Annotated in this window: 21 protein-coding genes; 14 read left to right on the top strand and 7 right to left on the bottom strand. The window is 72.9% G+C overall.

What is annotated here, in order from left to right:
- The first annotated feature begins 91 nt into the window (after positions 1–91).
- On the top strand, positions 92–766 hold the full coding sequence (locus tag J2X46_RS01950; RefSeq protein WP_310246226.1) for a ferritin-like fold-containing protein: 675 nt from the start codon (positions 92–94) through the stop codon (positions 764–766).
- 81 nt (positions 767–847) lie between these two features.
- Here the strand turns inward: J2X46_RS01950 and J2X46_RS01945 are convergent, their stop codons facing one another.
- The 3 genes from J2X46_RS01945 to J2X46_RS01935 all read right to left on the bottom strand — a co-directional run bounded on the left by J2X46_RS01945 (position 848) and on the right by J2X46_RS01935 (position 2,146).
- Positions 848–1,123 carry a hypothetical protein gene (locus tag J2X46_RS01945; RefSeq protein ID WP_310246223.1) on the bottom strand — a complete coding sequence of 92 codons (276 nt, stop codon included), beginning with the start codon at positions 1,121–1,123 and terminating at the stop codon, positions 848–850.
- Positions 1,124–1,272: 149 nt separating this feature from the next.
- Complete coding sequence (locus J2X46_RS01940; RefSeq protein WP_310246220.1) at positions 1,273–1,491, bottom strand: DUF3107 domain-containing protein; 219 nt, start codon at positions 1,489–1,491, stop codon at positions 1,273–1,275.
- A gap of 67 nt (positions 1,492–1,558) precedes the next feature.
- Positions 1,559–2,146 carry a TetR/AcrR family transcriptional regulator gene (locus tag J2X46_RS01935; RefSeq protein WP_310247316.1) on the bottom strand — a complete coding sequence of 196 codons (588 nt, stop codon included), beginning with the start codon at positions 2,144–2,146 and terminating at the stop codon, positions 1,559–1,561.
- Positions 2,147–2,355: 209 nt separating this feature from the next.
- Between J2X46_RS01935 and moeZ the strand changes: the two genes are divergently transcribed.
- The 9 genes from moeZ to J2X46_RS01890 all read left to right on the top strand — a co-directional run bounded on the left by moeZ (position 2,356) and on the right by J2X46_RS01890 (position 9,590).
- Complete coding sequence (moeZ, locus tag J2X46_RS01930) at positions 2,356–3,555, top strand: adenylyltransferase/sulfurtransferase MoeZ (protein ID WP_310246217.1); 1,200 nt, start codon at positions 2,356–2,358, stop codon at positions 3,553–3,555.
- Positions 3,556–3,592: 37 nt separating this feature from the next.
- Positions 3,593–4,465: a hypothetical protein gene (locus J2X46_RS01925; RefSeq protein WP_310246213.1), complete on the top strand. Its 873-nt coding sequence runs from the start codon at positions 3,593–3,595 to the stop codon at positions 4,463–4,465.
- Between the two features lie 77 nt (positions 4,466–4,542).
- Positions 4,543–5,340 (top strand): DUF4129 domain-containing protein, encoded by a 798-nt coding sequence (locus tag J2X46_RS01920; RefSeq protein ID WP_310246211.1) that lies wholly within the window; start codon positions 4,543–4,545, stop codon positions 5,338–5,340.
- Complete coding sequence (locus tag J2X46_RS01915; RefSeq protein WP_310246210.1) at positions 5,337–5,786, top strand: hypothetical protein; 450 nt, start codon at positions 5,337–5,339, stop codon at positions 5,784–5,786. Before J2X46_RS01920 ends, J2X46_RS01915 begins: the two co-directional genes overlap by 4 nt.
- Positions 5,773–6,795, top strand: coding sequence for a MoxR family ATPase (locus tag J2X46_RS01910; protein ID WP_310246207.1), 1,023 nt, complete (start codon positions 5,773–5,775; stop codon positions 6,793–6,795). The genes J2X46_RS01915 and J2X46_RS01910 overlap by 14 nt, the downstream gene beginning before the upstream one ends.
- Positions 6,792–8,069 (top strand): DUF58 domain-containing protein, encoded by a 1,278-nt coding sequence (locus J2X46_RS01905; RefSeq protein WP_310246203.1) that lies wholly within the window; start codon positions 6,792–6,794, stop codon positions 8,067–8,069. Before J2X46_RS01910 ends, J2X46_RS01905 begins: the two co-directional genes overlap by 4 nt.
- Positions 8,069–8,587, top strand: a complete 519-nt coding sequence (locus J2X46_RS01900; RefSeq protein WP_310246201.1) for a hypothetical protein — start codon at positions 8,069–8,071, stop codon at positions 8,585–8,587. The genes J2X46_RS01905 and J2X46_RS01900 overlap by 1 nt, the downstream gene beginning before the upstream one ends.
- Positions 8,584–8,916, top strand: a complete 333-nt coding sequence (locus J2X46_RS01895; RefSeq protein ID WP_310246198.1) for an MGMT family protein — start codon at positions 8,584–8,586, stop codon at positions 8,914–8,916. The genes J2X46_RS01900 and J2X46_RS01895 overlap by 4 nt, the downstream gene beginning before the upstream one ends.
- Before the next feature lie 5 nt (positions 8,917–8,921).
- Positions 8,922–9,590 carry a lysophospholipid acyltransferase family protein gene (locus J2X46_RS01890; RefSeq protein ID WP_310246196.1) on the top strand — a complete coding sequence of 223 codons (669 nt, stop codon included), beginning with the start codon at positions 8,922–8,924 and terminating at the stop codon, positions 9,588–9,590.
- Here J2X46_RS01890 and J2X46_RS01885 read toward each other — a convergent pair.
- The 3 genes from J2X46_RS01885 to J2X46_RS01875 are packed head-to-tail and all read right to left on the bottom strand — an operon-like array spanning position 9,563 to position 13,193.
- The gene (locus J2X46_RS01885; protein WP_310246194.1) at positions 9,563–10,996 is read right to left on the bottom strand and encodes a DUF1116 domain-containing protein; all 1,434 of its coding nucleotides are present in this window, start codon (positions 10,994–10,996) and stop codon (positions 9,563–9,565) included. The two genes, J2X46_RS01890 and J2X46_RS01885, sit on opposite strands and share 28 nt — an antisense overlap.
- Positions 10,993–12,477, bottom strand: coding sequence for an FdrA family protein (locus J2X46_RS01880; RefSeq protein WP_310246191.1), 1,485 nt, complete (start codon positions 12,475–12,477; stop codon positions 10,993–10,995). Before J2X46_RS01880 ends, J2X46_RS01885 begins: the two co-directional genes overlap by 4 nt.
- A complete protein-coding gene (locus J2X46_RS01875) occupies positions 12,474–13,193 on the bottom strand; it encodes a DUF2877 domain-containing protein (protein ID WP_310246188.1) in 720 nt (239 codons plus the stop codon). Before J2X46_RS01875 ends, J2X46_RS01880 begins: the two co-directional genes overlap by 4 nt.
- 77 nt (positions 13,194–13,270) lie before the next feature.
- Here J2X46_RS01875 and J2X46_RS01870 point away from each other — a divergent pair, with 77 nt between their 5' ends.
- Genes J2X46_RS01870 through J2X46_RS01860 form a run of 3 tightly spaced genes read left to right on the top strand, consistent with a single transcriptional unit; the run spans position 13,271 to position 15,341 of the window.
- Complete coding sequence (locus tag J2X46_RS01870; protein WP_310246185.1) at positions 13,271–14,527, top strand: helix-turn-helix domain-containing protein; 1,257 nt, start codon at positions 13,271–13,273, stop codon at positions 14,525–14,527.
- A 49-nt stretch (positions 14,528–14,576) separates the two neighbouring features.
- Positions 14,577–15,098, top strand: coding sequence for a hypothetical protein (locus J2X46_RS01865; protein WP_310246183.1), 522 nt, complete (start codon positions 14,577–14,579; stop codon positions 15,096–15,098).
- A 57-nt stretch (positions 15,099–15,155) separates the two neighbouring features.
- Entirely contained in the window at positions 15,156–15,341 is a 186-nt protein-coding gene (locus tag J2X46_RS01860; RefSeq protein WP_310246181.1) for a hypothetical protein, read from the top strand.
- A 28-nt stretch (positions 15,342–15,369) separates the two neighbouring features.
- Here the strand turns inward: J2X46_RS01860 and J2X46_RS01855 are convergent, their stop codons facing one another.
- Complete coding sequence (locus J2X46_RS01855) at positions 15,370–16,506, bottom strand: serine hydrolase domain-containing protein (RefSeq protein ID WP_310246178.1); 1,137 nt, start codon at positions 16,504–16,506, stop codon at positions 15,370–15,372.
- A gap of 131 nt (positions 16,507–16,637) precedes the next feature.
- On the opposite strand from J2X46_RS01855, the gene J2X46_RS01850 reads away from it, so the two are divergent.
- A complete protein-coding gene (locus J2X46_RS01850) occupies positions 16,638–16,919 on the top strand; it encodes a hypothetical protein (RefSeq protein ID WP_310246176.1) in 282 nt (93 codons plus the stop codon).
- Positions 16,920–16,982 lie beyond the last annotated feature (63 nt).

Raw genomic sequence — 16,982 nt, 5'->3', positions numbered from 1 at the left:
CCGGAGGGAGTGCCAACCGCGCACATACAGGTGGCCGCCGGACACGTTGTCGACGGCTCGGTGACCATGATGCTATCGCTAGGCTGCACGCATGACTGAATCGCCCGACGAGGACTACCGCCGCGCCGCAGTCGACCTCCTCGGTGCGATCGCCTACGGCGAGCTGTCCGCCTTCGAGCGGCTGGTCGAGGACGCCAAGATGGCGCCGGGTATCGACGACAAGATCGCGATCGGCGCGATGGCCACCGCGGAGTTCGGCCACCTCGAGAGGCTCGTCGGCCGGCTCGCCGAGCTCGGCGCCGACCCGGTGGAGGCGATGGAGGCCTTCCGGCAGAGCTTCGACAGCTTCCACGAGCACACCGCGCCCTCGGACTACTACGAGGGCCTGATCAAGGCCTATGTCGGCGACGGCCTCGCCGCCGACTTCTACCGCGAGATCGCGGCCTACCTCGACGCCGAGACCCGCGAGGTGATCATCAGCTCGCTCCAGGACAGCGGCCAGACCGCCTTCATCGTCGAGCGGGTGCGCGCCGGGATCGCCGAGGACCACCGCCTCGGCGGCCGTCTCGCGCTCTGGGGGCGCCGGCTGATGGGCGAGGCGCTCACCCAGGCGCAGCGCGTCGCCGGCGACCGCGAGTCGCTGACCGCACTGCTCGCCGGGGGAGTGGACCGACCGGGACTCGACCTCGCCGCGCTCGGCCGGATGTTCACCCGGCTCACCGAGCTGCACGCCGACCGGATGGCGCAGCTCGGCCTCGAGGCGTGAGGGAGGCCTGAGCCTGTCGTCGTACGTCACAGGGCCCCGCACCATGACGGTGCGGGGCCCTGCGGCGTACGACGGTGCGGGTCAAACCCTGGTGGTGCGGCGCCCGGTCACGCCGGAGGCGACCACGACGAGGATCGCTGCGACAGCGACCTGCCAGATGTGGCGCCACCAGTCGATGCCACGGGTGCTGGGGTTGAAGAAGACCTCGTAGAGGGCGGTGCCGATCAGGACGCCGCCGATGCCGCAGAGGATCGTGAGCCACAGCGGGATGTTGTCCTTGTCGCCGGGCGCGACCATCTTGCCGAGGAGGCCGATGATCGTTCCGCCGATGAGAGCCCAGAGGATTGCGCTGAGCATTGCGGTTCCCTTCCTTTCAGCCGCGGCGTCGGGGTGACGCGCAGAGGGCGAGCCCGATCAGGCTCCCCTTCATCATTGCTCTCGCGCGACCCGCGGACAACGACCGCGCGCGTGTGGCCCGATGGGCGTGTCAGACCCGCCCCAGCAGCTCAGCGGAAGCCGACGGTGCTGGCGGTCGGGCTGCCGAGCTCGAGGTAGGCGATCTTGTCGGCCGGCACGACGACCGTGCGGCCCTTCACGTCGGCCAGGCGCAGCACGCCACCGGCGGACAGCGCCTCGTTGAGCTTGCTCTCGATGTCGTCGGGCGTGCTGTCGGTGTCGAGCACGAGCTCACGCTGCGCGTTCTGCACGCCGATCTTGACCTCCACGGTGGTGCTCCTTGCTGAAGACGTTGGCCTGAGGCCTGGGGGGATGTGCTCGATCGATCCTGCCGGATCAGTGGTCGTCGGTCATCGGGTAGCCCCGGATGCCGCGCCAGGCCAGCCCGGCGATGAGCGCGGCCGCGTCGTCCTGGGGGATCCCGCCGCCGCCAGCCAGCCAGAACCGCGCGGAGACCTGCGCCATTCCCACCAGCGAGACCGCCAGCAGCTCGGAGGGCTCGTCGGGCAGGCCGGTGTCGGTGCGGATCACGTCGGCGATCATCGCGGCGCACTCGACGGTCACCCGGTCGACCCGCTCGCGCACGTCGGGCTCGCTGGTGAGGTCGGACTCGAAGACCAGCCGGAACGCGCCCTCCTCGGACGCGACGTAGCTGTAGAAGACCTTCATCGTCGCCGCGACGCGGTCCTTGTTGTCGGACGTGGAGTCCAGCGCCACCTTGCAGTTGTCGATGATCGTGTCGCAGGAGGCGTCGAGCAGCGCGAGGTAGAGGTCGAGCTTGCCCGGGAAGTGCTGGTAGAGCACCGGCTTGGAGACGCCCGCGCGGTCGGCGATGTCGTCCATCGCGGCGGCGTGGTAGCCCTGGGCGACGAAGACCTCCAGGGCCGACTCGAGCAGCTGGGCACGGCGCTCGCGTCGGGGCATCCGTCCGCCGCGCGGTCGCGGGGCGTCTGGGTCCAGCTGGCCTGCAGTCACGTCGTACTCCTGAGTAGTGAGGTCGCGACCGAGCCTAGCCGCCCGTGGTCCTCCAGCCGCGTCCGTATCGCGGGACGTGGCCGGGCGTGTCACCGGTGCGCGGGGAACATGGAGGGTGCCGGTGCTGTTGCACCGACACCCGAGTCAAGGAGAAGTACGTGTCGTTCCCCGCTCTTGTCGAGCCGGCCGCCGAGCTCACCACCGATGAGGTGCGCCGCTACAGCCGCCACCTGATCATCCCCGACGTGGGCATGGCCGGGCAGAAGCGCCTGAAGAACGCCAAGGTGCTCGTGATCGGTGCCGGCGGCCTCGGCTCGCCCGCCCTGCTCTACCTCGCCGCGGCCGGCGTAGGCACGCTCGGGATCGCGGAGTTCGACGAGGTCGACGAGTCCAACCTCCAGCGCCAGATCATCCACGGCATGTCCGACGTCGGCCGCCCCAAGGCGATCTCGGCGAAGGAGTCGATCGCGGAGGTCAACCCCTACGTCGACGTCGTGGTGCACAACGAGCGCCTCGACAACGACAACGTGATGGGCATCTTCGAGGGCTACGACCTGATCGTCGACGGCACCGACAACTTCGCCACCCGCTACATGGTCAACGACGCGGCGTACTTCCTCGGCATCCCCTACGTCTGGGGCTCGATCTACCGCTTCGACGGTCAGGCGTCGGTGTTCGCGCCGACCATGGCCGACGACGCCCCGTGCTACCGCTGCCTCTACCCCGAGCCCCCGCCGCCGGGCATGGTGCCCAGCTGCGCCGAGGGCGGCGTGCTCGGCGTGCTCTGCGCCAGCATCGGCTCGATCCAGGTCAACGAGGCGATCAAGCTGCTGACCGGCATCGGCGACCCGGCCATCGGCAAGCTCGTCATCTACGACGCCCTCGAGCTGGAGTGGCGCAAGCTCAAGGTCCGCAAGGACCCCAACTGCGCGCTGTGCGGCGACAACGCCACCGTCACCGGCCTCATCGACTACGACGCCTTCTGCGGCGCGGTCTCCGACGAGGCCGCCGAGGCGGCTGCCGGCTCGACGATCTCGGTCGTCCAGCTCGAGCAGATGCTCAAGGAGCGCGACGCCGGCGAGCGCGACTTCACCCTGATCGACGTGCGCGAGCCCAACGAGTTCGAGATCAACAAGATCCCGGGCTCGGTGCTGGTGCCCAAGGGCGAGTTCCTCAACGGCAACGCCATCGGCGACCTGCCCAGCGACAAGCCGATCGTGCTGCACTGCAAGTCGGGCGTCCGCTCGGCCGAGGTGCTCGCGATCGTCAAGGGTGCCGGCTACGCCGACGCCGTGCACGTGGGCGGCGGCGTGGTCGCCTGGGTCAACCAGATCGACCCGAGCCAGCCCGACTACTGACGCGTAACCCCTCCCGACGCAGGTCGTTGGGAGGGGTATGCGTACTCACACGTTGCTCCTGACCCTCGTGGCCGCGGCCGGCCTCGTCGCCGCCGCCGCGACCAGCGCCCCGGCCTCGGCGGCGCCCAAGAAGCAGGTCCGCGCGAGCTGGGCGCCGGCCGACACCGCCACCATCCACCCGGGCGTGCAGATGTACACCGAGGGTGCGCAGTGCACGGCCAACTTCGTCTTCACCGACGGCGCCGGCACGACGTACGTCGGCTACGCCGCGCACTGCGCCGGCCTCGGTGCGGCGACCGACACCGACGGCTGCACCTCCGACTCCCTCCCGCTCGGCACGAAGGTCGACTTCGTCGAGGGCGGCTCGCTCGTCAGCGAGGGCACCCGGGTCGGCGGCGGCACGCTCGTCTACTCGTCGTGGCTGACCATGCAGGAGAACGGCGTCACCGACGCCGACACCTGCGCCTACAACGACCTCGCGCTGGTGAAGGTCGACGCCGCGGACGCCCCGAAGGTCAACCCGTCGATCCCGTTCTGGGGCGGCCCGGTCGGCATCAACACCGCCGGCACCGCAGCGGGTGACACCGTCTACAGCTTCGGCAACTCCAGCCTGCGCGGCGGCGTGGAGCAGCTCTCGCCCAAGCAGGGCACCAGCCTCGGCACCGACGCGGGCGGCTGGACCCACCCGGTCTACACGCTGACGCCCGGCGTCCCCGGTGACTCGGGCAGCGCGTTCCTCGACGCCGACGGCAACGCGCTCGGCGTGCTGTCCACGCTCGCCCTGGCCCCGCTCGCCGGCTCCAACGGCGTCGGCGACCTGGCCCACGAGCTGTCGTACGCCCAGGCCAACAGCGGCATCGCCGGCCTGCGCCTCGTGCCGGGCACCGAGCCGTTCAGCCCGCTGCTCTGATCCTTCCCCTTAGGCGCCCGACCCCACCGGGCGCGCCCCCCTCGCATGGCGCGAGCCCTTCACCTAGGGTTCGCGCCATGCGTGCGTTCGGTGCTCCTTCACCGGGTGCCCGTGCCGTGCTGATGGTGGCCGGGACGAGCCTCTTCATGGTGCTCGTCGCCTGGGCGACGCTGATCGGGCCCGACGAGGTCTTCACCGGGCCGGGGCCGCGACCGGGGGCCGGCACCACGTCGGCCGAGGAGTGCATCCCGGTGCCGGTGGTCACCAAGGCGGACGGCTCCACGGTGGAGCAGATCCCCGACGACATCAACGAGCGCAACTACTGCGAGCCGCCGGGCGCGGGGATCGGCCAGTACCGCGACCTCGTCGAGCAGCACCCGCCACCGCTGTGGATCAAGGTGCTGGGCTGGATCTTCCTCGGCACGCTGCTCCTGGTCGTCGCGGGCGGTGTCGGATGGCTCGTGGTCGCCGCCCTGCGCGCGATCTTCTCGAGGGGCGACGCGGTGCAACGTCTCGACGCCGAGTTCACGGTCCTCGGCGAGCAGGGTCGGGTGGCCGCTCAGGTGGTGGGCGACGCGGCCGAGCAGGACGCGCTCCTGCGCACCGGGGACGCGCGCAACGCGATCGTCGCGGCGTGGCACCGCTTCGAGGTCCACGGCGAGCGCGCCGGCGTCCCGCGCCAGGCCTCCGAGACCTCGTCCGAGTACGCCCTGAGGCTCCTCGACCTGGCGGACGCCGACATCGGCCCGGTGACCCGCCTCGCCGAGCTCTACCGCGAGGCCCGCTTCTCCGACCACCCCATCACCGAGGACCACCGCGCCGAGGCCGTCGCTGCGCTCGACGCCGTACGGCGCAGCCTGGGGGTGCGGTCGTGAGCTCAACCGTGAGGTGGCTGTCGCGTCGCTGGAGCGGCCGCGTCGGCGGAGGCGTCGTGCTGGCCGCCCTCGGCTACGCGCTCACCCTCTGGCTCGACTTCGACCCCCAGCCGTTCCCGTACGCCGTCTGGGCCGTCGTCGTGCTCACCATGACGTACCTCGTGATCGACACCGTGGACGCGCAGGCGGCCTACTGGGAGCAGCCTGTCGCGCCGAGGTCGGACCGCGTCGACGAGGTCACCTCCGACCTCCGGATCCTGGCGAGCCACCAGCAGGCCGACCACCCCTCCGACGCGCTGGCCCAGCGCCTCGTCGACCTGGCGCGGAGCCGCGACCCGGTCCTGGCGTCCGAGGTCCACGACGAGCTCGCCGGCCTGCGCCGCATCCCACCCGCGACCATCGACCGCATCCTGACCCGAATCGAGGAGTCCCGTGAGCGAAGCTGATCACCGTCCCGCTGCCGCCGTGCCGCCCGGCCCCGCGGAGGTGGCCCAGTTCGCCGAGCGCGTGCTGGACGAGGTCGGCCGAGCCGTCGTCGGCAAACGGGAGGTGCTGGCGCTGGTCCTGGCCGGCATCCTCGCCAAGGGCCACGTGCTGCTCGAGGACTTCCCGGGACTGGGCAAGACGCTCGCGGCGCGCTCGTTCGCAGGCGCTCTCGGCCTGGACTTCGCCCGTGCCCAGTTCACCCCCGACCTGCTGCCGGCGGACCTCACGGGGTCCTACGTCTACGACCAGCGGCGCGCGGAGTTCGACTTCCGGCCGGGTCCGATCTTCACGGGCCTGCTGCTCGCCGACGAGATCAACCGCACCCCGCCCAAGACCCAGGCGGCGCTGCTCGAGGCGATGCAGGAGGGGCAGGTGACCGTCGAGGGCCAGACCCACCAGCTCTCCCACCCGTTCCACGTCCTCGCGACCGCCAACCCGGTCGAGTACGAGGGCACCTACCCGCTCCCCGAGGCCCAGCTCGACCGCTTCCTCCTGCGGGTCGCCTTCGGCTACCCCACGGCGGGCGAGGAGTACGACGTCCTCCGCCGGCGGCTGGACCGCCAGCGCGAGGAGGTCGACATCGCCGAGGTGACCGACGCCGCCGGCCTGGCTGCGATGCAGGCGGCTGTCGAACGGGTGGTCGTCGACGAGTCCGTCGCCCGCTACTGCGTCGAGCTCGTCGCGGCGACGCGCGGGCACTCGGACGTGCTGACCGGCGCCTCGCCGCGCGGCAGCCTCGGCCTGGTGCTGACCGCCCGTGCCTGGGCGGCGATCCGGGGTCGCGACTACGTCGTGCCCGAGGACGTCAAGGTCGTCGCCCGCGCCGTGCTGGCGCACCGGATCACGGTCAAGCCCGACCTCTGGATGACCGAGGCGTCCGGTGCCCGCGTCGTCGACGCCGTGCTGGCGTCGGTCGAGACGCCGCGCACCCTCGAGTCGCACGCGCTCGGAGGGGGCGCGCAGCGGTGACCTCCTGGCGGCCGACCCCCGCGCTCGTCCGGGCCAGCCTGCTCGCCTTCGGGGGAGTGGCCGGCGGGGTCACGCTCGGCCAGGAGGTGCTGGTCGTGCTGGCAGCACCGTTCGCCGTGCTCGCGGCGATGGGTCTGGTGGCCCGGCCGCGCACGGCTCCGACGGTGTCGGCACGCCTCGACCACTACCACCTGCACGAGGGACAGGCCACGACCTCGCGGCTGGTCGTCGACGACCTCGCCGGCGTCGAGCACGTCACCCGTGTGGCCGCCCCCGCCGCCCACGTCGCGACCCGGCCCCAGCACGGCGCTGCCGGCAACCTGCTCGACGAGGGGCTGCCGACCGTGGTCTCCAGCCCGCGTCGGTGGGGCCGTCGGGCCGTCGGAGCCGAGCGGGTCGCCCTCACCTCGGCGTGGGCCGGATGGCGGTGGGGTCCCGTCGACCTCCCGGAGCACGGCTTCACCGTGCTGCCCCAGACGGCGCCGTACGACAGTCGGGCGGAGGTGCCGCAGCCCGACGGCCTCGTCGGCCGGCACCGGTCGCGGCGGATCGGCAGCGGCACGGAGTTCGAGGGCATCCGGCACTTCGCGGCCGGTGACCGGCTCAAGCGGATCAACTGGCCGGTTTCCCTGCGCACGAGTGAGCTGCACGTGATCACGACGCGCGCCGAGCAGGACGCAGGTGTGTGGGTCGTCGTCGACGGGCTGCGCGACATCGGCGTCTCCGGCGGGATCGACGGGGCGTCGAGCACGCTCGACCTGACCGTGCGCGCGGCCGCCGCGCTCGCGGAGCACCACGTCCGCACGGGCGACCGGGTCGGTCTCCTGGTCGTGGCCGGCGACGGCACCCGGGTGCCCCTGGGGTCGGGGTCGCGCCACCTGCACCGGCTCCGGGGCACGCTGGCCCGGGTGCGGACGGAGTCGCGCAGCGTCGCGCCCGAGCGCCTCGACCTCGGCGCGGGCGCCGGCAGCGTCGTGTACGTCCTGTCGCCGATGTTCTTCACCCCGCTCGTCACCGCGACCGCGAGCCTGCAGCGCAGCGGGGCGTCGGTCGTCGTGATCGACACGCTCGGCGACGCGATGTCCGATGCCGGGACCGACCGGCTCGCGCTGTCCTCGCTGGCCGCCCGGATGCAGAAGGTGGAGCGCGACGACCGGCTCGAGCGCCTCGCCGCGCTCGGCACCCCCGTCGTGCCGTGGCGGGGTCCCGGCACGCTCGACACCGTGCTGCGGCAGCTCGCGCGCCGCGGCCAGGTGCCGAAGGTGCGTGCGTGATGGCTCCCGCCCTCAGGCTGCGCGCGCCCGGCGTCACCACGCCCGTGGTCCTGCTGCGCGCCCTCGTGCTCGTGCTGCCGTGCATCGCGCTCGGCCTGGCGCTGCCGGAGTGGCCGCACTGGGCCGTGCTGCTGGCCGTCCCGGTGACGTCCGCGGCGTGGGCACGAAGTCCCGACCACGCGGTGGGGATCGCCCCGCTCGTGCTCGTCGGCGGCTGGTGGGCCGCGCACGGCATCGTCGACTGGAAGGTGCTCGTGGTCGCCGTGCTCCTCCTCGGCGCGCACGTCGCGGCGACCCTGCTGTCCTACGGCCCCGAGACCCTCGCGGTGGACCGGCGCCTGGCCCGCCTCTGGGCCGGCCGGTCGCTCCTCGCGCTGGTCCCGGTGCCGCTCGCGTGGCTGACCGTCCGCGAGATCGACCCCGGCTGGGCGCCCTCCTGGCTGTGGTCCGTCACGGGCGCGGCGACCGTGGTGCTGCTGCTGGCGACCGCCCGCCTCACGCGGTCCGAGCCCGTATGACCACGGAGGAGGAGCGCGAGCTCTACGCCGAGCTGGTGCTGCGCTGCGCCGAGTCGGTGCCGCGCGGCCGGGTGACGACCTACGGCGCGATCGCGGACGTCGTCGGCGAGCGGCTCGGCCGTGGTGGTCCGCGACTGGTCGGCAACGTGATGGCGATGCACGGCGGCGCCGTGGCGTGGTGGCGGGTGGTGCGCGCCGACGGCTCGCTGCCGTCCTCGCACGACGACGAGGCGCGGCAGGCGTACCTCGAGGAAGGGACGCCGCTGCGGCCCAGCGGCTCCGTGGACCTGGGACGCGCGTTCTGGCAGCCCGTGCTCGGGGCAGAATGAGCCGCATGCTCTTCTCGGTCGTGCACAGCGTCGTACCTCCGCTGGCCCGCGCCGTGTGGCGCCCGACCGTGGAGGGGCTGCACCACGTGCCGGCCACCGGGCCCGTGATCGTGGCGAGCAACCACCTGTCCTTCGCCGACAGCATGGTCATCCCCGTGGTCGTGCCGCGGAAGGTCGTCTTCCTCGCCAAGTCCGACTACTTCACCGGCACCGGGATCAAGGGCGCGCTGATGCGGAGCTGGTTCGAGGGGATGGGCAACCTGCCCGTCGACCGCGACGACACCAAGGCCGCGCTCGCCAGCCTCGACACCGCGCTCGAGGTGCTCGGCCGTGGTGAGGCGTTCGGCATCTACCCCGAGGGCACCCGCTCCCGCGACGGCCGGCTCTACCGCGGCCGCACCGGGGTCGCGCACCTCGCGCTCACCGCCGGCTGCCCGGTCGTGCCGGTCGGGCTGCAGGGCACTGCCGAGCTGCAGCCGATCGGCTCCAACCGGCTCACGCTCGCCAAGGTGACGGTGCGCTTCGGCGAGCCGATCATCGCCGCGGGGGAGTACGACGGCGTGCCCTCCGGGCGCGCGCGCCGCGAGCTCACCGACCGGATCATGACCGCCATCGCGGGCCTGTCCGGCCAGGAGCTCGCGGGCGTCTACAACGAGCGGTCCGCCCCTGCCTGAGCCGCCAGCGCGGCGAGGGCCTTCGGGAAGATCTCGGCCGGCGGGGTGACGAGCCCGGCACCGACCTGGCCCACGCCGGCGACCGCGCCGGCCATGCCGGTGTTGATCTGGGGCAGGATCCCGGTGCGGCACACCTTGGTGACGTCGATGCCGGTCGGGGTGCCCTGGAACTCGAGCACGGGGACGGACCAGCGCGGGTTCTCCGCGAGGGTGATCTCGTGCATCCGGCGGGTGGTGGCGAGGGCGTCGGGGACGGTGCCGCCGACGAGGCGCACGATCGCCGGCGCGGTGGCCATCGCGAAGCCGCCGATGCCGGCGGTCTCGGTGATGGCCGAGTCGCCGATGTCGGGGTTGGCGTCGTCGGGGCCGTAGTCGCCGAGGAAGAGGCCCTCCGCGACCTGGGCGGGACCGGTGAACCACTGGTTGCCGGTGCCCGAGACCTGGATGCCGAAGTCGGTGCCGTTGCGGGCCATCGCGACGACCATCGTCGACCCGGGGACGTCGCGCCCGGCGTCGAGCGCGAGCTTGCAGGCGGGCATCGCGAGGTTGAGGAAGAAGTGGTCGTTGCCGCCGACGAAGCGCAGCACGTCGGCGACGTCCTTGGCGTCGAAGGACCCCTTCTCCAGGCTGCTCACCATCGCGGGGGAGAGGTCGCGCAGCAGCATGAGCGTGCCGGCGCGGTTGCGGTTGTGCGCCTCGTCGCCCATCTGGAGCATCTGGGTGAGGATGCCGGTGACGTCGGTGGCCTCCTCGGTGCCGCGCACCGCGGCCTGCAGCAGCGGGCCGAGCACGTCACCCATCCAGCGCAGCCGGGTGAGCACCTCGTCGTTGTAGGCGCCGTAGCGCAGGACCTTGCCGAGGCCCTCGTTGAGGGAGCAGTACGTCCGTCGGCCGGTGGCGCGGTCCTCGAGGACCCACATCCACATCGACGGCGTGACGACGCCGGCCATCGGGCCCACGGCGCTGCGGTGGTGGCACGGCTCGAGGCTCACGCTGCTGCCCGACTCGAAGAGCGCGACCGCGTCCTCGGGGTCGTCGACCAGCCCCTCCAGCGCGGCGCCACCCATCAGGGCGCCGCGCAGGGGGCCGGAGGCCCGCTCCCACTCGATGGGCGGGCCGGCGTGCAGGAACTGGCCGCGCTCGAGGCCGAGGACCTCGCTCGCGGGGGCCACGTCGACGAGGTGCGCGGTGACGCCGAGCATCGCCTCGACGGCCTTGCGGTTGGCCTCGGGACGGCGCGGGTCGGTGGCCACGGCGGCGAGGTCGGCCTCGGTGCCGGGCATCGGCGGACGCCAGTCGACGCGCTCGACCTCGACGGCCTGGCCCTCGACGGACTCGGCGAACATGTCGGCGCCGCAGGTGACGACCGTGGGAGTGGTGGCGCCGACGGTCACGATCTCGGTCATCGCTGGGCTCCTTCGACGAGCTGGAGGGCGCGGCGGGTGGCCGACGCGTTGGAGAGGTGGACCTCGGCACCGGCGGCGACGAGCGCGTCGCGCTGGGCGGTGAGGCCCTGCGGGTCGAGGTCGGTGCCGACCAGGCTGACGACCACGGGGATCGCCCGGTCCTTGCGCGCCGCCTGGATGGCGGGCGCGAGCAGCGCGGCGGGGTCGGGCTCGGCTCCGTGGCCGAGCACCAGGTCGAGCAGGATCACGCCGGTCGACGGGTCCGCGGCCGCGCGGGCGAGCTGCTCGTTGCGCAGCGTCGGGTCGATCATCGGGTGGGCGCGGCCCTGGGTCAGCGCGTCGTCGCCGAAGTCGACCATCGTGTGGTCGTCGACCAGCAGGTCGTCGCCCAGGGCGAGCTCGTCGGAGAGCGGGATGTTGCTGCGGATCGGGCCGAGCGCCTCGGTCGCCATCAGCATCGACTCGTCGCAGAGCGTGCCGCCGACGAAGAGGCCGCGCAGCAGCGGTCCGGTCGCCTCACCGGTGTTGTCGGCGCCTGCCACCGGCCACTCCGGGGCCTCGTGACCGAGCCGCGCGAGGACGGCCTCGGCGACTGCGGTGAGGTCGCGCTGGCCGCGGCCGAGCAGGCCGAGCTCGACGGGGGTGCCGAGGGCCTCGGCGTCCGCGGCCAGGGCCTCGGCGACCTCGGGTGCCGGGGGCTTGGAGACCACGACGACCAGGTCGACGTCGGCGTCTGCGTCGAGGCGGCGGAGTGCCTCGCGGGTCGACGTGCCGCCGACGGCGGCCGACAGGTCGCGGCCCCCGACGCCGAGCGCGTGGCGGACGCCGACGCCCTCATAGGTCGCTCCTGCGTGGTGGAGCAGAGCGAGCAGCTGTTGGCAGCCGGTGCCCGACGCGGCGACGAGGCCGATCCGGCCCGGGCGGACGGTGTTGGCGAAGCCGAGCCCCACCCCGTCGATGACCGCGGTGCCGCAGTCCGGTCCCATCACGAGCGCGCCGCGCGAGGCGGCGTACTGCTTCAGGGCGACCTCCTCGGCCACCGGCACGTTGTCGCTGAAGATCATCACGTCGTGGCCCGCTTCGAGGGCGTCCATCGCCTCGACGGTGGCGCTGGCGCCGGGCACCGAGACCAGCGCGACCGCGCCGGATCCCGTACGACGCAGGGCGGAGGCCGTGGTGCGCGGCGGGGCGATCGTGGTGTCGCCGGCGCTCGGGCGGGTGGGCGCGAGCGCCGTGTCGACGGCGGCCAGCGCGGTCGCCACGTCGGCGGCGTCGTCGAGGCGGAGCGCGACGACCATGTCGTTCGGGGAGGACGCGGGGATGTCGAAGCCCATGCCCTCGAGCACCTCGAGGTTGAGGCCGGTGGCCATCGCGACCTGCGCGGCCACCACGCCGGGCGTGGCCTGCACGGCCCGGCTCACCTGGAGCAGGGTCACCGAGTCGGCGTACGCGCCGCTCCGGAGCTCGACGTGGTCCTTCATGCAGCCCTCCAGGCGTCTTGGGTGGTGGATCGGATCGCGAGGCGGGCGCCGGTCAGCAGCCCCGCTCCCGAGGTGGCGCCGACGGCCAGCAGGGCGTCGGCGCTCGTGGCGGTGGGGTCGGCCAGCCACGCGCCCAGCTGGGGCAGGACCTCGCCGCGGATCGCGCAGTCGAGGAGGGTGGCCGAGAGCAGTGTGGTCGCGCCGAGGCGGTGGCGTACGGCGTCGGTGACGGCCGCGTCGGGCCGGCCGAGCGCTGCGCGGGTGGCGAGCCAGCCTGCGAGCACGTCGTCACCCAGCGGGGTCAGGCCCGGTCCGCGGCCGACGAGCGTGGCGACGTGGTCGGCGGTCAGGCGGCCGTCTTCGGGCAGGTCCAGCCCGGACGTCATGAGAATCCCCGGTTCGGACCGAGGAATCCCATGACGTCCAACGACGGTGGCGCGGGGGTCGACCACGCGGCCGATCCGGACCACCTCGTCGCCGATGGCGAGGGTCCCGTCGCTGACGACCACGGGACGACCGGCCAGGTGGGCGATGTCGGGGAGCGTGGACCAGAGCGCGCACGGCACCCGGGTCGCGGAGGCCGAGACCAGCCCGACGCACCAGCCGTCGAGGTCGACGTACACCGCGGTGGCACTCGCGTGCAGCACGGGGCGCGGCCCGTCGGCCGCTGCGGCGAGCCGCGCCTGCACGCGGATCGGTGCAGCGACGGGGATCATTCCCCAGACGCTAACGGCTCGTGGCACACTCGCGAATGTGAGTTCCTGACAACGAAGGACATGAAGTGGGCCAAGACTTGATAAGCGATCCCGAGGCGGTCGCCGCGCTCGAGCGCGCGGACGCGCTCCACACCGCGCTGACCCACATCGTGCTCGAGGGCGGTGACCTGGCGGCCATCGCCGAGGCGGTCGCCGACGCCCTCGGCTGCGGGGTCGTGTTCACCTCCACCGACGGCCGCGAGCGCGCTGCCCACCTCGACGAGGCCCACCGCGAGGCGCTCGCGAGCGCCGACCTGCTCGACCCCACCGGCCGCGTGCGGGTGGAGCGGATCGACCCGGGCGGCACCGCGGTCGGCGACGGCGAGGCGCTCCTGCGTCGCGTGGTCGCAGCCGGCGTCGACCTCGCTCGCCTGGTCGCGCTTCGCACGGACGGCACGATCCACGCCTCCGACGTACAGGCCCTCGAGCGCGCCGCGATCGTGGCCGCGCTGCTGGTCACCCGTGTCGAGGCGATCACCGCGGTCGAGAACAAGTACCAGGGCGACTTCCTGCGCGACGTCTTCCTCGGCCGGGCCGGTGAGGAGGTGGACGTCGCCGAGCACGCGGAGGCCTTCGGCTGGAAGCTCGGTCGTCCCGTGATGGTCGTCGTGGCCGTGCTCGAGCCCGACGCGGTGGCGGCGCAGGGCTCGGCCGAGAACCGGCGGGCGTGGCACGACCGCTTCGCCGGCGCGTGGCGCCAGGTCTCGGCCAGCACCGACCGCAGCATCGCCTCGGTCGCCTTCAGCCGCGAGGTCGTCACGCTGGTGCCGGTCGACCCGGCCCAGGGCGTCGCGGCGGGTCACGCGGCGGTGGACCGGATGATCGAGGGCGTACGCGGCGACCGCGGCGGCGGCCGGATCGCGTTCTCCGCCGGCGTCAGCCGGATCGCGCACGACCTCGGCGAGCTGCCCGAGGCCTTCCGCCAGGCGCAGCGCTCGGTCGAGATCGGGCGCCGGGTCAACGGCGGGGGATCGGTGACCCGCTTCGACCAGCTCGGCCTGCACCGCCTGCTCGCGCTCGTCCCCGACGGCGCCGAGCTGTCGGCGTTCGCCGTCGACGTGCTCGGCCCGCTCGCCGAGCGGACCCCCGAGGCCGCCGACCTGCGCGAGACGCTGCAGGTCCTGCTCGACACCAACTTCAACGTGGCCGAGGCGGCGCGCGCCCAGTTCTTCCACTACAACACGATGCGCTACCGCGTCGGCAAGCTGCAGCGGATTCTCGGCCCCGTCGCCACCGACCCGCACCTGCGGCTCGACGTCGCCGTCGCGCTCCGGGCGCTGGAGATCGCGGAGTAGGAGCGCGGCGTTCCGGTCCGGCCGCCGACGGCGGTGCGAGGATGCCGCCGTGAGCACCCCCGCGACAGTCGCGCCGGAGGCGACGCCTCCGTTGCCGACCTCGATCAAGGTCCTGGCGTGGACGTCCCTCGGCAGCACGCTGGTGCCGTTGCTCGACCAGGGCATCAAGGACGACACGGTCTCGTTGGTCGGGTCCGTGGTGATCTTCGCGCCCCTCATGGGTTTCGTCGCGGCCGGCGTCGTCCGGGCCCGCACCGGCCGGCTCGTCCTCGCCTGGGCCGTGCTGTCGCTCAGCTTCCTCTTCGGGGCCCTCGGTCTCTTCACGAGTGACAGTGCCGACGATCGCGCCGTCACCGCGTTCTCGGTCGTGTTCACCGCGGTCTCGCTGGTCGCGCTCGAGAGGTTCAGCCGCACCGAGTGGTACGCCTGGCAGCGCACCAAGCCGTCCAAGAAGGCCGGTGCGTCCATCCGTGGCCTCGTCGCCATCGGGGTGCTGGTCGGTGCCCTCGGCGGGATCTCGGCGCCGCCCCCGGAGCTCGCGGACATGAGGGTCAACGCCGTCGAGCGGTGAGCCCGCCACCACGTCGGGCTCGACATCACTCCCACGCAACGCCATCGATTCGCCTCGATGATGAGCCTCGCCGCCGACGAGGCCGACCTGCCGGCCGACCCGGAGTTCCGCGCCGCGATCATCGGCTACCTCGAGTGGGGCACCCGCCTTGCGATGGAGAACTCGCAGGCCGGCGCCACGCCGCCTCAGCACGCGCCCACCCCGCGCTGGGGCTGGGGCGTCGCGCCGCCGTACCAGGGGTGATGGGCGCTGGGCGGTGGTCGTCGGGTGGTCAGCTACAGATGGCGGCGGTGATGAGGTTCGTCAGGATGGCACCTGCTTCGACGTCGTTCGTCATCGCGACCACGGACCTGGTGCCGTCCGGCACGGTCCATGCCTCGGTGCCGAAGCCGGGCAGTCCGCCGCTGTGCCCGACCATCTCGACGTCGCAGGGTGCGTTGAGCTCACCGAGGCCCAGACCGTACGACGTGCTGTTGCGGTTGAGCAGGTCACCCCGCCACGTACGCATGTCCTCGAACGTCGACGAGTCGACCAGCACCCCGCCGGTGAGTGCCTGGAGGAACCGGTCCAGGTCGCGGGCGCTGGACACGACGCCGCCAGCGCCCCACGCCATCGACATGTCGGTGAGGGTGACGTCACGGCGACCCTCGTACCCGTGGACCAGAGGTGCGTCGGTGACGCGGCCCGGGCTTGCCGACGTGTCGGTCATCAGGGCCGGTGAGAACACCCGCTCGTCCAGGATGCGGTCCAACGGCTGTCCGGCCACCTGCTCGGCGATGAGCCCGAGCACGACGTAGTTGGTGTTGGAGTAGCTGCTGTCCTCGCCGGGGTCGAACTCGGGACTGCGGGCGGTGGCGAGCTCCACCAGCTCGGTGGGTTCCCAGTGTGCGTCCCAGAGGAAACGCATCGAGTCGGTGTAGTTGAACAGGCCGCTGCGATGGGCCAGCAGGTCCTCGACGGTGATCTGGTCGCCGTCGGGCACCAGACCCGGCACGTGCTGCTCGACGGTGTCGGTCAGCGACAGGTTACCGTCCTCGACGAGCTGCAGGACCGCGACCGCGAGCATCGTCTTCGACACGCTGCCGATCTGGAACCGGTGCCGGTCGGTGAGCTGTTCGCCCCCACCCTTGCTGCCACCGCTTCCACGACGTGCCCGCACCGGGGGACCGGCTGACACGAATGCGGTCTGGTCTCCCACACGCACGAGGGCCAGGGCAGCCGGGTACGTCCCCTCGAGCAGCTCGAGCCGTTCCTCCATCGCTCGCGCGAGGGCGTCCACCGACACGTCCGCCGTCGGTGTCGAGCTCGTTGGCGCACCCTGGTCGCCCTTGTTGCTGCCGTCGTCCGCAGACGAGCAGCTCGCGAGAAGGACCCCGCAGAGCATCGCGACCGCCAACCGGCTGCTCACCCAGCCAGTGTGCTCTCGTGCCCGCCACTGCGCCACCGTCGCGGTCGTCGCCGCAGATTGGACGAACGCACCGCGGGCGATATGCGAACACCTGAGCGAGAGCCGACTATCCTCGACGTGTGGCGGGTGGGATGAACCGGAGGCGAGCCTTCGACGAGCGCGAGACGCTGGCCGAGCGGGTCGCCGCCACCCGCGCGCGGGAGGCCGGGGCGCAGCAGCCCGCCGAGCCGCAGCCGCCGCTGGTCAAGCACGCCTGGTACGACGGCCCGCGCGGCAGGCAGGCCGCGCTCCTGCTGGGGTGGCGCAACATCCAGGGGAGGTACGACGGCCGGATCTGCGTGGCCGCGCCCGACGGCGACGGGTGGGCGATCGTCGAGATGTGGGTCGACGGGGCGATGCTGTCGCCGGCGTAGGGAGATGGGTCTCGATACGCCTCGCTCGTTCCTCGCTCGGCTACTCGACCACCGAGGGGACGG

Origin of the sequence: Nocardioides sp. BE266 (genome assembly GCF_031457855.1) — a bacterium.
Classification (GTDB): domain Bacteria; phylum Actinomycetota; class Actinomycetes; order Propionibacteriales; family Nocardioidaceae; genus Nocardioides.
Note: the sequence above shows the minus strand (reverse complement) of the source record. Positions and strands in the feature narration are given on the sequence as shown.